Consider the following 14672-nt stretch of genomic DNA (forward strand, 5'->3'; position numbering starts at 1 on the left):
GCCACGGCCTTCCGGCGTCTCCTGGTCAGGACACGACGGAGTGCTGGGGCACGGTGCCCGCGTCGGTCGGCGTGGAGCGGGTGGTGTACTGCGGTACGGGGGCGTCGTCGCGGCCGGTGTCGCGCACGAGTCCGTACCGTTCGCGCTCGGCGGAGTGCGGGGTCGGGGGCGTGGCGATGTCGTCGGCTGTCTCCTGCCAGGAGGAGGGCAGGACGTCGAGGTTGTAGTCGGCCTGCGTTTCGTTGAGGTGGAGTGTGACGCTGCCGTCGAGGTAGTAGTACTCGTTCTGCCACATCTGCTGGGCTCCCGGCGGCAGGGTGACCAGGCCCTGTTGCCTGTTGCCCATCCAGGTGCCGCCGGCGGTCGCGCCCGGCCGGCGGTCGTCCATGCGGTGGCCGCCGCCCGAGGCCACGTGGAACAGCCTTCCTCTCAGTCCGGTCCACGAGGGCATGGTCAGCAGCCCGGGGCGCAGCCCGTACATCACGTCCCAGTGGACGGTGAGGTAGCCCTTCCCGCGCAGCACCACCGTGTCCCCGCGGTGGACGAGCTGGTAGCCGTCCAGGTGCCTCTTGAGCCCCGTCATCGTCACCGTGGTCTGTGGGCGGTGGGGCAATGCCGCGGGCGGCCGGTCCGGCGGCGGCGCGCTGTCCACGGTGTCGACCACGGACCCGTACCGCGGCCGGGGCGAGGGACGCGAGACGGCCGAGCCCGGCACCGGTGCCGGCCGCGACGGTGATGCCGACGCGGATGCCGTTGGCGAGGGCGCGGGTGCCGGGCTGGAGGCCATCGGGGCGGTGGCCGGACGCGCCGACGGGCTGGACCATGGGGCCGCGTACACGAGCGAGCCGCCCACGGCGAGCAGCGCACCCGCCGCCACCACGGCCTTCGCGGTGAGACCCGTCCCTGCCGTCCCCGCCGTCGCGGAACCCCCGCCGCCTGGAGTGGCCGCGGCACCGGCATGGTCGGCCGCCGCGGCGTGCGTTCCCGCGGACAGCCACGGGCGCCAGGCCAGCAGTGCCGCCGGCACGGGCAGGAGGGCCAGGGGCGCCAGTAGTCCTTCCGGGGCCAGCATGCCCTCCTCGTGGCGCACGCACCGCGGGCACTGCCGCACGTGGCGGCCGAGGCGCTTGCGCCACAGGCCGCCGGGTGCCCCGTTCCAGTCCAGGGTCAGCCGGGTCAGTTCCCCGCATGCGGGCCTGGCCGCGAGGGCTCGGACGATGACGCGGGAGGTGTGCAGGCGCTCCTTCATGCGTTGCACCCGCACAGCAGCTTGATGGCTCGTCATGTCCAGAGCGGAAGCGAGCTCGGCCCGGGCGAGCCGGCCGGCCGTCTCCAGCCACCACAGTGACAGCAGTTCCCGGTCGTCCTCGTCGAGCCAACGGGTCGCGCGCAAGGTCTCCTCGCGCTGCCCGGAAAGCCGCAGTTCGAGGATGACCCCCTCGGCGAAGTCGGCGGCCGGGTCGGGCCGGTGCTCAGCCGCGTCGAACGCCGCTCCCGTCGTCTCCCTCCTGCCGCGCCGGCGGATGTGGTCGCGGACCTCGTTCACGGTGATGGTGATCACCCAGGATCGGAAGGCCTCCGGGCGCTCCAGCCCCCCGACGCCGCGCAGGATGCGCACCATCGTCTCCTGGACGATGTCGTCGACGTCGTCGCGGTACGGGTGCGCACGCGCCGCGACGCTGTAGACCAGCGGAAGCGTCCGGGAGCTGAGCTCTTCCAGGGCGGCGCGCTCGCCGGCCCGAGCCGCGGCGATCACGTCGGCCGCGGGCTCGGCATGCCTTGGCATCGGGTCTCCCTTCGACCTGCCCCGGGTACGAGGCCCCGCTCGCGCCGGCCGAGAAAGGTCGCGAGGTCCTCGGGTGACCGCCGTCGGTATCACAGGCACCGTGGCAGCGATGCCATCGTAAGAGGTGAGCGCTGACAGCCATGCGCGGGCCGGTGGAATCCGTGGCGGCCGGGGATCAGCGTGAGTGACGCGGGGCCGTACGACGACGCGAGCGGCTGCGTACGAGGACGAAGACCGCGGCGACGCCGGCGAGGACGACGCCCGCCAGTCCTGTGACGGTCCACAGAGCACCGGAGTTGCTGCCGGTGTCCGCCATGGTGCCGGTGGAGGAGCCCAGGGGCGCGGCCGCTCGGCCGGCCGGGGCGGGGGAGGGGGCCGGTCCTGTCGCGGCGGAAGCCGGGTGTGCGGCCGTGGTGGACGTGAGAGCGGTGAGCACGGTGTGGGCGCCGGCCCGGCTCACGGAGAAGCGTGCCCCGCCGACGGCGAGTCGGGTACCGGAGACTGTTGCGGTCGTCGAACCGACGGTCATCTCGGGGGAGTTCCGGGAAAGAACGATCTTCGCGCCCTTGACGACCTGCAGCCTGCGCAGGGTCGTGTCGCGTGCCCCGCTGAGGTCCAGGACGGCCGAGGGACCGGTCAGAGCGACCGCGTCAGATGTCCGCAGAGAGGTCCCGGAGACGATCAGACTGCCCTTGGTCACGGTGGTGGCGCCGGTGTAGGCGGCGCTGGTGACGGTGGTGGCCGCGGCTCCGCCCTGCGTCACCGATCCGGTACCGGTCACCGCCGGGAGGGAGGTGGGTGTACTGCTGTTGCGGAGCACCAGTGAACCGTTGTCGATCACTTTGTCGAGGGCTCCGCCTGTGTGGAGGCTTCCGTCGCCGTCCGCGGTCCCGGAGCCGAGATGGAGGGTCGCGTTCCTGTCGATGGTGGTGGATCCGTCGTAGTACTGCGCTGCTGCGAAGGTCACGTCGTTGCCGCTGGTGCCGGCGATGACGACGTCCCCGGCGCCGGGAGCGCCGAGGGTGTCGTGATACACGCCGCCGCCGATGGGCGCGCCCAGGGTCACCGGTCCGTTGTAGTCGAAGGTGAGCCGGGAGCGCTGCCGTCTGGCGTGCAGGTTGATGTAGACCGTCTGCGCCGTGCCGGGCATGAAGATCTGGTGTGTGGTCCCGTCGCCCCACTGGACGTCGGCGCCCTCGATGTTGGTGCCGCGCTTGTTGAGTTTGTGGGCCACGGGCCGCCAGTTCAGACCGGGGTCGCTCAGCGAGGGCGGCGCCCCCTCGCCGCTGTCACTCCAGCTGTAGACGCCGGTGAGGATCACCTTGCTGCCCGGGCGGGAGTGCACGTTGACGTCGTTGCCGTACTCGTGGCTGTAGAAGTTCTGCCGCTGTACGACAGTGTGGTTGAGCGGGGTGTCGATGATCCATGAACCGCGGTTGACGATGGAGCGGGCGCCTGGCAGGTCGGCGGCACAGGTGGTGCTCGCGAAGTTGACGCCCGTGCCGTTGTCGAAGATGCCGGAGAACGGGTTGGTGCCGCAGATCTGGAGCGTTCCCCACATGTTCCGGGGCTGGGTGACCAGGCCGGAGCCGCTGATGAGGCCCAGGTTGAACAGGCGGGTCAGCGACAGGCGCAGTGTGCCGTCCACCCGGATGTTGTCCTGGTTCTGCTGGTAACCGGGCGTGTTGTACGGGAAGGACCCGATCAGGCCGGCCGTACCACCGGTGCCGTACTGGAGGGTTGCCCCCGCGTCCACGGTGACCGCGGGCTCGTCGGGACTGCCGACCACGACGTACGGGTGGTTGCCGCCCGGGATCCGGACCCTCTGGTGCTGCCGGGAGCGCGGCAGGGTGAAGGTGCTGTCCTTGGTGAGGACCAGCGTGCCCGTGCCGGACACGCGAAGGGTTCCTTCACCGCTGATCACGCCGGTGTACGTGTGGGTACCCCGCGGGACGCGCACGACCGCGTCGCCGGTCAGGACGACATCACGGTTCGCCAGGACGGCCGAGGTGATGTCGCCGTCTGCGGCGACTGCGCTGCCCACCGCAACCACCGGTGTGACGGCTCCCGCGACGAGAGCCGACGCCAGGACAAGGTGCCAAGATCGCTTCATCGAGTCAGGGTGCTTCCTGAAGTGCTGGTGATCCTTACGGACATGAAGACCGGTGGCGGGCCACCGGGATCTCAAAAACCCGGAGAAGTTCTTCGGTTCCGGTGTTCAAGGGAGTTCCCCGGACGCCCGGAAGCCGATGGCGGCGCAGGGCCGTCGCGTTCCTGACGTGCGCTCGGCCAGGCCGCTACGGCCTGGAGCAGAGTTCGTGGGCCTCCGCGACGTCTGACGGCCTCCGCGCCGGACGGTGTGCGGGCCGGACCGGTGGGTTCCCGGGAGCGCCGCGCCGACTGGGTGCCGTGCCTGTGGCGGGCAGCCAGTCGCGTCGCTCGGCTACGTGACGACGGCGCGATCAGTGCCGCGAGAACTGGACCCCGGTCGGCTGCACGACGTCCGGCCGCAGCGCGATTCCGGTGATGGTCAGTCGTTCACCGTAGATGTCCGTGATTCTGATCGCGCCGCCGCACCCGCTGCCGTCGGCGGAGAGGAAGTAGTCGTAGTCGGTACGCGGCAGTTGCCGCCAGCCGTCCGAGGTGCGGATCTCGAGCGCGGCCACCGGATTGCGGTGGCCGATCGCCTGGATGCCGCACCAGTAGGGGCTGGAGCCGGTCTTGTACCGGATGGAGATGGTGCCGACGTCACCGGGGCTCAGCAGGCTCCAGGTGATCGGGATCCGGCCGACAGCGAGGTCCGCGAGTTTGGCGAACGCCTGCTGGCTGAGGTCGAGTTGACCGGGTACGCAGGGCGCCGGGCATTCGTTGGTGATCCGGACCGTGACGGAGGCGCCGTTCGCCGCGCGTACGAGGACGTACGCCCCGCACGCCCTGGACGACTCGTAGTCGGTCGTGTTCATCGCTGCGACCATGAGATCGGGGCTCGGACCGAACAGACAGGCGCCGTTTCCGTCGCCGGCCTCGTAGGCGGTGGCGACACCCCGGTAGGTGGTGCCGGGCCGGATCCGTCCGGCCGCCGATGCCGTGGCGGGCGTCGGGCGCGGGGGCCGCGGGGAGTCTGTGGCCGATGGCTTCGCCGCCGCGGACGCCGCGGGGTGCCCCGGCCTCGCCGTGCCCGTCGCCGTCGGGGTCCCCGTCCCGGCCGGGGCGCCCGGCGCGGTAGGGCTGCCCGCCGTGGGCGAGGTCGTCCTGATCGCCTGGGCGGTGGCGGCGGTCCCGGCGCCGGCTCTGCGGTCGGGGAGCACCGCCAGAACCAGAGCGGCCAGAACCCCCGCGGCGGTCAGCGCGACGGCGGTGCCCAGCACCAGTCTGTGTCTGCGCCGGCGCTGTCGCGCGGCCTGCCTCGCCGTCATGGTCTCTGTCTTCATGTCAGTCCGTTCGGAGGATCGAGCCGATGCTGCACTGCTCAGTGACCGCAGGAAGCGAAAACGTTGCCGACGAGTTTTCACGAGTCCTGGTTTCCGACCGTCCCTCCGTTCACCCGCCGCGATCCCGTACGCGACCGGAACGAGCAACCGAATCCCCCCACCGGTTCGCTGACCGGCGACGTGGTGAGGGAGCGGGCTCGGCGGCCGGACGCGTACGGAGGTGTCCGACCGGGCTCAGCGGTTGAACGTCAGGTGTGGTACCGCGTTGCGGGCCAACGTGTGGGCCTGGTCGGGCCACCAGGCGCCGGCGGGCGGGTCGACGATGCCGTACTCGGGGTCGGTCGTGCCGCCGGTGTTGCGGGTGCAGCTGCCGTCGGATTCACCGGGGGTCTTTATCCACAGGTAGGCATCGACGAGCGGGACGCCGGTGTCGGCGGTGGGGCGTGGACCGAGACCGCGCCCGGGCGCGTTGCACCAGGCCTCCGGGTCCCCGCTGTACTTGCCCGGCGCCGGGGTCCAGGCGCCCAGGCCGTTGCGGCTCGTGTCGATCACGAGGTGGTGCAGCTCGTCGGCCGGCGGGGTGCCCACGTTCCGGTCGAACCAGGCGTCGGTCCACCGCCAGGTGGTGGGGTCCGTGGGGGAGACGGCGTCGCCGGGTGCGCCGTCATTGGGGGCGGCGGACGAGTAGTACTGGCTGGCGCACCAGTCGGTGTGGCCGCGTGCCTCCTCGGGGCCCTTGGTGGCGAACCAGATGCACTTGGCGATCCAGGCGCCGTATCTGGCGTTGTGCTCGGTGGGGTGGTTGTTGGACACGTTCAGGGCGAAGCCGTCGCTGTACTGGACCCCGGCCTCCTGCAGTCGCTGGGCGATGTCGCCGACGGCCCGCCACTGTACGTTGCCGGCGTCCAGGTAGACCGCGGTGCGGGGTCTGGCCTTCAGGGCCTTGACGGCGTATCGGAGGTCGGCGATGCGGGCGGCGGTGAGTTCGCCCGTCGGGTCCGTGGCGGGCCCGCAGTCGTTGGGGAGGTTGGCGAGGCCGTCGGGTTCCACGACGATCACCGCGTTGTCGTCGCCGACGCCGGCGGCGAAGGCGTCGATCCACTGGCGGTAGGCGGCGGAGGACGCGGCTCCACCGCTGGAGTACTGGGAGCAGTCCCGGCCGGGTATGTCGTAGGCGACCAGGACGGGGGTCCGGCCGGCGGCCCGGGCCCGGCGGACGAGCCGGTGCACCCTGACCCGGACCTCGTCGGGCGTGCCCTGGGTGAACCACTCGGCCTGCGGCCAGCTCGCGAGTCTGGCCATGTTCGCGGCGTCCTCGATGTCGCCGTTGCCGAGGTCGACGAGGGCCTGCTTCGCTGCCTCGCTGTGCGGGTCCACGTAGAACTTCGTGGCCGGGGCGATCACCTCCCGCGTGGATGTGGCCTGCGCCTGTGTCGCGGTGAGGGCGACGAAGGCGCTGAGCGCCGCGATGACGGCGGCCGCGCGGCGCCGTAGGCTGCGTGTGTTCATGGCTGCTCCTGGGCGGTGGATGGATGGGGGAGCGTCTGCCACCGGGGCGGCCTGTCGACCGCCTGGGCGCAAGGCGGTGCGCGACGGCCCCGGCCGGGCTGTGGCGGACGGCGCCCGTGTCCCGGTGGCGGGCAGGTACGCGCCCGGTCACGGGGTCGCGGATCAGTAGCCGTGGATCATCTTGTAGGCGACCTCGGGGAGGAACTGTCCGGCCGAGGAGCCCGCTCCGACGCCGCAGTTGCCGTCGGACTCGCCCGGGGTCTTCACCCACAGCAGCATCTCGGCGCCTCCGCCCGTCCGGGTCGGGGTGCCGATGCTGCGGCCCGAGGGGTTGCACCACTGGCCGTTGGAGCCGTTGCCGTTGCGGCTGGTGTCCACGACGAACGGCTTGGTGTAGCCGTAGCGGGCGCTGAGTTCGCTGTTGACGGCGTTGCCGTAGGCGATGTTCTCGGCCGTGGTGTAGTAGTTCGAGATGTTGAGCGAGAAGCCGTGGGCCTGTCGCAGACCGGATTCGTTCAGGCGCTGGGCCATGGTCGCCGGGCTCGCCCAACCCGGGTTTCCGGCGTCCAGGTAGACCCAGGTGTCGGGTGCCTGGCGGTTGAACTGCGTGAGGGCGCCGGTGATCATGCCCTCGCGTTCGGCTACCTGATCCTGGGTCATACAGCCGTAGTCCGCGAGGGAGTCCGGTTCGAGGAGGACGACGGCGGGGCGGTCGGCGATACCCCCGGCGAACTGGGCGATCCAGCTCGCGTAGGCGGACGGCGAGGCGGCGCCGCCGGCGGAGTGTCCGCCGCAGTAGTCGCGGTTGTAGATGTTGTACGCGACGAGGATCGGCAGCTTGTGCTGGTGGTCCGCCGCGCCGACGTAGGCGCCCGTGGCGGTGCCGATGATGCCGCTCCAGGAGCCGAACCAGTGGGCCATCGGGGTGTTGGCGATGGCGGAGGTGATCGCCGGCGCCCGGCCGTCGCCGGGGTTGGCCGCCACCCACCGCTTCGCGCTGGAGTCGGGGTCCACGTAGAACCCGTTGGTCATCGTGGTCGGGTCGGCGGCGTGGGCGGAAGGTGCGACAGCGAGCGCCAGCGGCAGAGCGACGAACGCTGCCACGAGGGCGCGGAGTCTGCGACGCATGACTGTACCTCGGTTTCCTGGCAGGGACGCGCCGCACGTTCTCGTACCGCGCATGCGACGCGCTGAGGAAGGGCGGTGGTACGACGTAGGAGGTGGGAGCGCTCCCATTGGAAGCGCTCCCAGGGGTGCTGAGGAGTTTTGGGGTGTGGCCGGTATCGTGTGGCGCCCTGATGAAGCTGTCAAGAGTCGTTGCGCAACCCGCACTTCACAGGGCGGGAGCAAGGCTCTACAGTCCAGGACTGGAAGCGCTTCCAGCCGCACCGGGCCGGGGCGGCACGCTTTCGGCGAAGCCGGGAGGGAAAGGCTCGGAGTTCATGGCTGAGGATGTGCCACGTCGGCAGCCGACGCTCGAGGCGGTGGCGGAACGCGCCGGCGTCTCACGCTCGGTGGCCTCCCGTGTCCTCAACAACGCCCCGCACGTCAGCCGGGCCAAACGCGAGGCGGTCGAACGGGCCGTCAGGCAGCTCGGTTACGTGCCCAATCCGACGGCACGCGCGCTGGCCACCCGGCAGACGGGAGCGGCCGCTCTGGTCGTGGCGGGAGAGGATCCGTCGATCTTCGCGGACCCGTTCTTCGCCCAGGTGATCGTGGGCGCGTCGGCCGCCCTGGAGGAGGCCGACCTGCATCTGATGCTGTGCCTGGCCGCTTCCGACCGGGGACGCGAGCGGGTGGAGGAGCTCCTTCGGGCGAAGGGCGCCGACGGCGTCATGGTGATGGCGCTGCGCGAGGGCGATCCGCTGGCCCGTACGGCCGAGGAGGCGAAGATGCCCGTCGTGTTCGGCGGACGCCCCGTCGGTTCGGCTCCCCGGTGGTTCGTGGACGTCGACAACGCCGGCGGAGCGCGGGAGGCCACCGAGTACCTGCTCTCGCGGGGCCGGACCCGTGTGGCCACGATCTGCGGGCGGCTGGACACCGAGGTGGGGCGCGCCCGGTACCGCGGCTACCGGGACGCCATGCTGGCAGCCGGTCTGGAGCCGCACCCGCCGTGGGAGGGGGACTTCACCGAGCCCGGCGGGGCCGCGGCCATGGCCGCACTGCTGGCGAACCACCCTGAGGTGAACGGGGTGTTCGTCGCCAACGACAACATGGCGGCGGGAGCGCTGCGCACCCTGCGCGAGGCCGGCCGGCCGGTTCCCGCCGACGTCGCCGTCGTGGGCTTCGACGATCTGACCGTCGCCCGGATCGCCGATCCGCCGCTCACCACCGTCCATCAGCCCATAACGGCTCTCGGACGGGAGATGGCGCGTATGCTCGTCGCGCTCATCAACGGGCAGGACCCCACCCCGCTGATCCTGCCCACCCGTCTGGTCATCCGCTCCAGCGCCTGATGGCGGTCTCCTCCGCCTGCCGTGTGCCCGACACCGACGAACGGCAGCCCGGCATCCTGCAGGCGCCCCACGCGAGGATCCTCCAGGCGGATCTCCATCGGAATGACGCCGTCGACACGGCGTTCCGAGATCAACCGCTCGAAGGAACGGTCGTGGTCCTCGCCGGAAGGGGGCAGCAGTACATCCAGGTCGACCCGGGCGGCGGCGTCGACCACGCCGGCGACGAAGTCCAGCTGCATGTGTGTGAGCCTCTTGCCGGCCGGGGGGGATGACGAGATCCCGATGTTCACGCAGCTCCGGTTCGGCGTGACGTGCAACGGGCGGGCCAGGTGCCGCGATACCCGCCCGAGGCCCGGCTCCGCGGGGCGGTGGCGTCGGGACTGCCGGAACCGCCGCGCGTTCCCGGCCATGCACGTGCCGGAAAACCCAGGCGAATCGGCTCCCACGCAAGCGCTTCGACGGAAAGTTACGACCGGCCGAGTGCGGGGTCAATGGCGTGCCATGCGGCAAGGCGGCGCCAAGGCATCGCGGCAAGGGGAACTGCCTGCTGTCACGCCGGATCTGTTCGAGCGTACGGACGAGAACCGACCCACAGGAATCAGCCGTCGAAGCGATTCCGCGACAACCTTCGCGCCAGGGGCTTCGAACTCTTGACAGTCCCGCGGACTCGGGAGGACCGTCTCCCCCCGAAACCTCTCTGCAATCTCACTGCACATACGGCACCTTCAAGTGCTTCGGATCGTCAGCGCCGCCAAGACACCACACCCGACTGGGTCGCGCCGGCACGTAGGGGAGATCAGATGGGAACCATGCGCACAAGACGCCACCCGCTGTCCGGGCGCGGTGGTATACGAGGGCTCCTGGCGGCGTTACGGCGCCGTGGCAGGCCGGAAAGTGTGCCGGATCAGGCACATGTCCCGCCGCCGGCGCGCTCGCCCCGCTCTCGGTCGAGGATGTTCGCCCGGGCGGGGGCCGCAGCCGCGCTCGTCGCCGGGACTCTGGTGGGCGCCACGGCCACGGCCGGCACGGCTCGGGCCGCCGCGTCCGGGCCGTGTGACATCTACGCGGCCGGCGGCACGCCCTGCGTGGCTGCGCACAGCACGACGCGAGCGCTGTACGCCTCGTACACCGGGCCGCTCTACCAGGTCCGGCGTGCCTCGGACAACACCACCCGGAACATCGGCGTCCTGAGCGCGGGCGGGTACGCCGACGCCGCCGCCCAGGACGCGTTCTGTTCGGGGACGACCTGCCTGATCACGGTCATCTACGACCAGTCAGGCCGCGGGAACAGCCTCACCCAGGCGCCCGCGGGCGGTGCCGCGGGCGGCCCCGACAACCTCGCGAACGCGACCGCCGCGCCCACCGTGGTAGGGGGTCACAAGGCCTACGGCGTCTTTGTGGCGCCCGGCACGGGGTACCGCAACAACCACACCAACGGCGTCGCGACCGGGGACAACCCCGAGGGCATGTACGCGATCTTCGACGGTACGCACTACAACGGCGGCTGCTGCTTCGACTACGGCAACGCCGAGACGGACAGCAACGACGACGGCAACGGCACCATGGAGGCCATCTACTTCGGCAACATCAGGGTCTGGGGCTACGGTTCGGGCAACGGTCCGTGGATCATGGCCGACCTGGAGAACGGCCTGTTCTCCGGGGTCAACCAGCATGGCAACGCGGGCGACCCGACCATCAACCACCGGTACACGACCGCCATCATCAAGGGCGGGCCGAACCACTGGGCGATCCGGGGCGGCAACGCGCAGGCCGGCGGCCTGTCCACCTTCTACGACGGACCGCGCCCCAACGTTCCCGGTTACAACCCGATGCGGAAGCAGGGTGCCATCATCCTGGGCACCGGCGGCGACAACAGCAAGGGCGCCCAAGGCACCTTCTACGAGGGCGTGATGACCTCCGGCTACCCGTCCGACGCCACCGAGAACGCGGTCCAGGCCAACATCACCGCGGCCGGATACAGCAGTTCCCCGGGCGCCACGAGCACCGGTGCGCTGCACGCGGTGGGCGCGGGCAAGTGCCTGGACGTGCCCAACTCGTCCACCACGGCCGGCACACAGCTGCAGATCTGGGACTGCAGCGGCGGCGCCAACCAGACCTGGACCCGCACAGCCTCCAACCAGCTGACCGTCTACAGCGGCAGCAGCCAGATGTGCCTGGACGCATACGACAACCAGACCTCCGCCGGTACCAAGGTGGAGACCTGGCCGTGCAACGGCGGCGCCAACCAGCAGTGGCAGCTGAACGCCGACGGCACCGTCACCGGCACCCAGTCCGGACTCTGCCTCGACGTCACCGGCGCCTCCACGGCCAACGGTGCGCCGGCCGAACTCTGGCCGTGCAACGGTGGGTCCAACCAGAAATGGACCTTCAGCTGATCTGAAGGCTGCGGCCGGTTGTCGGCCACCACAGGCCCACGGGCCGCCCGCCACCGGATGCAGGCTTCCGCGTGCCCAGCACCCGGCGGTCGGAGAGGCTCCCGGGATCCCATGGCGGTGCCGGGCGGCTCCACGGCGCCGACACACCCGACATCGCGTGGCAGGCCCCGATCGGAACGTTCGGCCCCGATCGGAACGTTCGGCAGCGCGCCCCCATGGCCCTGCAGAACACCGCTGGCACCGAGCAGGACTTCACGCCGCTGACCGGCTCGCGGACTCGCTCACCCCACCCACTGTCCCGCACCAGTGAGGAACGCTGATGAAGAAGTACTCGGCACCCCCCTTGGCCGCGGCGCTGACGGCTGCCCTCGCCATGGCCTGTGCACTGCCGGCCGCGGCCGCCACCGGCACCGAGGCCCCGCCCTCCACCGTGCGGGCCGCCGCGCCCGCCACCTTGCGGCTGATGCCGTTGGGCGACTCGATCACCTGGGGCGTCGGCAGCCCGTCCGGGAACGGCTACCGGGGCTTCCTGTGGAACCGGCTGTCGGCCGAGGGGCACGCCCTGGACTTCGTCGGCTCGGGTCGCAACGGCACCATGTCCGACCCGGACAACGAAGGCCACTCCGGCTGGTGGATCGATCAGACAGCCGGCATCGCAGACTCCGTGCTGGCCCGTTACCGGCCGAACGTGGTCACCCTGGAGATCGGCACCAATGATCTGAACGGCGGCTCTCCGGCTGCGACCGCCGCCGACCGGCTCCGTGCTCTCATCGACCGGATCACCGAGGACGCACCCGACGCCACCGTCCTCGTCGGTACCGTGATCATCTCCACCAGCGGCACCGAGGAGGCCAACCGGCCCGCGTTCAACGCCAAGCTGCCCGGGATCGTCCAGGCCGAGCAGGCCGCCGGCAAACACGTACGCCTGGCGGACATGAGCGCGCTGACCACCGCGGACCTGTCCGACCCCCTTCACCCCAACGACGACGGCTACCGCAAGATGGCGGACGCCTTCAACACCGGGGTCCAGGCCGCGGACGCGGCAGGCTGGATCAAACCGCCGGTTCCCGTCGGCGGGCAGGTGCGCTCCGGGGTCGCGGGCAAGTGCCTGGACGTCAACGGCGGCAACAGCGCCAACGGAACCGCCACGGAGATCTGGTCCTGCAACGGCTCGGACGCTCAGCTCTGGTCCGCGCGCTCCGACGGCACCTTGCGGGCGCTCGGCAAGTGCCTCGATGCCACCGGCGGCGGCACCGCCAACGGCACCAAGATCGAGATCTGGGACTGCAACGGCGGCAGCAACCAGCAGTGGCAGGCGTACAACGGTGGTTACCGCAACCCGGTCTCCGGCCGCTGCCTCGACGACCCCCGTGCATCCACCGCCGACGGTACGCAACTGATCCTGTGGGACTGCCACGGCGGCGCCAACCAGCAGTGGACCGCTCTCCCGGTCTCCTGAGCTCGTGACCCGACTCCACCGCGGCACTGTCTCGCGGTCGGTGTCTCCCCCCACACACAAGGAGAATGATCCTTCATGCCTTGGCTCAACGAGGAGCCCCGTCTCCGCAAGATCCTGGCCTCGGCCGCCGGTCTGACGGTCGGTACGGTACTGGCCCTGGCCGGAACGGCGGCACCCGAAGCACATGCGGCCTCCGGCACGCTGGGCTCGGCAGCGGCCGGCAGTGGCCGCTACTTCGGTACGGCCGTGGCTGCGGGAAGGCTCGGCGACTCGGCGTACTCCACGATTCTCGACCGGGAGTTCAACATGATCACCCCGGAGAACGAGATGAAGTGGGACACCACCGAACCCTCCCGCGGCACCTTCAACTTCGGCCCGGCCGACTCGATCGTCGGCCACGCCTCCGCACACGGGCAGCGGATGCGGGGCCACACGCTGGTGTGGCACTCGCAGCTGCCCGGCTGGGTCAGCGGCATCAGAGACGCGAACACGCTGCGCAGCGTGATGGACAACCACATCACCACCGAGATGAGCCACTTCAAGGGCAGGATCTACGCCTGGGACGTGGTCAACGAAGCCTTCGCCGACGGCGGCAGCGGTCAGCACCGCAGCTCGGTCTTCCAGGACGTGCTGGGCAACGGCTTCATCGAGGAAGCCTTCCGCACCGCCCGGAACGCCGACCCCTCCGCCAAGCTCTGCTACAACGACTACAACATCGAGAACTGGTCCGACGCCAAGACGCAGGGCGTCTACAACATGGTCAAGGACTTCAAGTCCCGCGGTGTACCCATCGACTGCGTCGGCTTCCAGAGCCACTTCGGCGCAGGCGGCCCGCCGGCCGGCTACGAGACCACTCTGTCCAAGTTCGCCGCGCTCGGCGTCGACGTCCAGATCACCGAACTCGACATCGCCCAGGCGTCACCGACCGCCTACGCCAACACCGTGCAGGCGTGCATGAACGTCGCCCGATGCACCGGCATCACGGTGTGGGGGATCAGGGACAGTGACTCCTGGCGCACCGGTGAGAACCCGCTCCTGTTCGACGCGGCCGGCAACAAGAAGCCCGCCTACGACGCGGTCCTGTCCGTGCTGGGCGGCAGCGCGGGGAACACGGGGGGCATCGTCTCCGGGGCGGTGTATTCGCTGTTCGATGTCGTTGCGGTCCGGGTGCTGGACGTCCCGGGCGGGCAGACGGCGAACGGCACGTCCTTGCAGGTCTGGGATGCCAACGGCGGTGCGAACCAGCAGTGGCGGGCGAGTCGGAACGGTGACGGCTCGTACACGCTGACGAATGTCGGCAGTGGGCGGGTGCTGGACGAGCCGGGTGCTCGGACGGACAACGGCACGCGGATGGAGATCTGGGACGCCAACGGCGGTGCGAACCAGCACTGGCGGGCGAGTCGGAACGGCGACGGTTCGTACACCCTGACCAACGCCGCCTCCGGCCGGGCGTTGGAGGTTCCCGCCGGGCAGAGCGCCAACGGGGCCCCCGTCCAGGTCTGGGACGCCACCGGCGGCGCCAACCAGCACTGGAACCTGCGGTGAGGGGCTCTCCCGGCTCCCGCGAAGGCGAAGTACTCCGACGACAGCCAGTCCATGTCCGCTCCCTCAACTCGACCGAGGAGTCGATGACTT

At 70.7% G+C, this 14672-nt stretch carries 9 protein-coding genes and 1 pseudogene; 5 read left to right on the forward strand and 5 right to left on the reverse strand.

The annotated features are described in order from the left end of the window. Positions 1 to 25 precede the first annotated feature (25 nt). The 5 genes from ACFYZB_RS00155 to ACFYZB_RS00175 all read right to left on the reverse strand — a co-directional run bounded on the left by ACFYZB_RS00155 (position 26) and on the right by ACFYZB_RS00175 (position 7854). Positions 26 to 1786 (reverse strand): RNA polymerase sigma factor, encoded by a 1761-nt coding sequence (locus ACFYZB_RS00155; RefSeq protein ID WP_388752346.1) that lies wholly within the window; start codon positions 1784 to 1786, stop codon positions 26 to 28. Positions 1787 to 1961: 175 nt separating this feature from the next. Beyond that, positions 1962 to 3899, reverse strand: a complete 1938-nt coding sequence (locus ACFYZB_RS00160; protein WP_388752349.1) for an autotransporter — start codon at positions 3897 to 3899, stop codon at positions 1962 to 1964. 349 nt (positions 3900 to 4248) lie between these two features. Then, on the reverse strand, positions 4249 to 5217 hold the full coding sequence (locus ACFYZB_RS00165) for an expansin EXLX1 family cellulose-binding protein (protein ID WP_388752351.1): 969 nt from the start codon (positions 5215 to 5217) through the stop codon (positions 4249 to 4251). Between the two features lie 234 nt (positions 5218 to 5451). Beyond that, the gene (locus ACFYZB_RS00170) at positions 5452 to 6726 is read right to left on the reverse strand and encodes a glycoside hydrolase family 6 protein (protein WP_388752354.1); all 1275 of its coding nucleotides are present in this window, start codon (positions 6724 to 6726) and stop codon (positions 5452 to 5454) included. 162 nt (positions 6727 to 6888) lie between these two features. Then, entirely contained in the window at positions 6889 to 7854 is a 966-nt protein-coding gene (locus ACFYZB_RS00175; protein ID WP_388752357.1) for a glycoside hydrolase family 6 protein, read from the reverse strand. Between the two features lie 314 nt (positions 7855 to 8168). Between ACFYZB_RS00175 and ACFYZB_RS00180 the strand changes: the two genes are divergently transcribed. The 5 genes and pseudogenes from ACFYZB_RS00180 to ACFYZB_RS00200 form a co-directional block, all read left to right on the forward strand. After that, positions 8169 to 9182, forward strand: a complete 1014-nt coding sequence (locus tag ACFYZB_RS00180) for a LacI family DNA-binding transcriptional regulator (protein ID WP_388752359.1) — start codon at positions 8169 to 8171, stop codon at positions 9180 to 9182. Between the two features lie 23 nt (positions 9183 to 9205). Continuing rightward, the gene (locus ACFYZB_RS00185; RefSeq protein ID WP_388752361.1) at positions 9206 to 9454 is read left to right on the forward strand and encodes a hypothetical protein; all 249 of its coding nucleotides are present in this window, start codon (positions 9206 to 9208) and stop codon (positions 9452 to 9454) included. Positions 9455 to 10135: 681 nt separating this feature from the next. Continuing rightward, positions 10136 to 11578 carry an arabinofuranosidase catalytic domain-containing protein gene (locus ACFYZB_RS00190; RefSeq protein WP_388752364.1) on the forward strand — a complete coding sequence of 481 codons (1443 nt, stop codon included), beginning with the start codon at positions 10136 to 10138 and terminating at the stop codon, positions 11576 to 11578. 319 nt (positions 11579 to 11897) lie between these two features. Then, positions 11898 to 13037, forward strand: coding sequence for a ricin-type beta-trefoil lectin domain protein (locus ACFYZB_RS00195; protein ID WP_388752366.1), 1140 nt, complete (start codon positions 11898 to 11900; stop codon positions 13035 to 13037). Positions 13038 to 13112: 75 nt separating this feature from the next. Further along, positions 13113 to 14579, forward strand: a pseudogene (locus ACFYZB_RS00200) (endo-1,4-beta-xylanase); the annotation flags it as partial. Between the last annotated feature and the right edge of the window lie 93 nt (positions 14580 to 14672).

The sequence above is a fragment of the Streptomyces sp. NPDC001852 genome, from assembly GCF_042891825.1.
Lineage (GTDB): Bacteria > Actinomycetota > Actinomycetes > Streptomycetales > Streptomycetaceae > Streptomyces.

What these genes read in the sequence shown, in the direction of transcription:
- ACFYZB_RS00165 (WP_388752351.1), bottom strand. Translation starts at nt 5,217, where the DNA reads ATGAAGACAGAGACCATGACGGCGAGGCAGGCCGCGCGACAGCGCCGG.
- ACFYZB_RS00160 (WP_388752349.1), bottom strand. Translation starts at nt 3,899, where the DNA reads ATGAAGCGATCTTGGCACCTTGTCCTGGCGTCGGCTCTCGTCGCGGGA.
- ACFYZB_RS00155 (WP_388752346.1), bottom strand. Translation starts at nt 1,786, where the DNA reads ATGCCAAGGCATGCCGAGCCCGCGGCCGACGTGATCGCCGCGGCTCGG.
- ACFYZB_RS00170 (WP_388752354.1), bottom strand. Translation starts at nt 6,726, where the DNA reads ATGAACACACGCAGCCTACGGCGCCGCGCGGCCGCCGTCATCGCGGCG.
- ACFYZB_RS00175 (WP_388752357.1), bottom strand. Translation starts at nt 7,854, where the DNA reads ATGCGTCGCAGACTCCGCGCCCTCGTGGCAGCGTTCGTCGCTCTGCCG.
- ACFYZB_RS00180 (WP_388752359.1), top strand. Translation starts at nt 8,169, where the DNA reads ATGGCTGAGGATGTGCCACGTCGGCAGCCGACGCTCGAGGCGGTGGCG.
- ACFYZB_RS00190 (WP_388752364.1), top strand. Translation starts at nt 10,136, where the DNA reads ATGTTCGCCCGGGCGGGGGCCGCAGCCGCGCTCGTCGCCGGGACTCTG.
- ACFYZB_RS00195 (WP_388752366.1), top strand. Translation starts at nt 11,898, where the DNA reads ATGAAGAAGTACTCGGCACCCCCCTTGGCCGCGGCGCTGACGGCTGCC.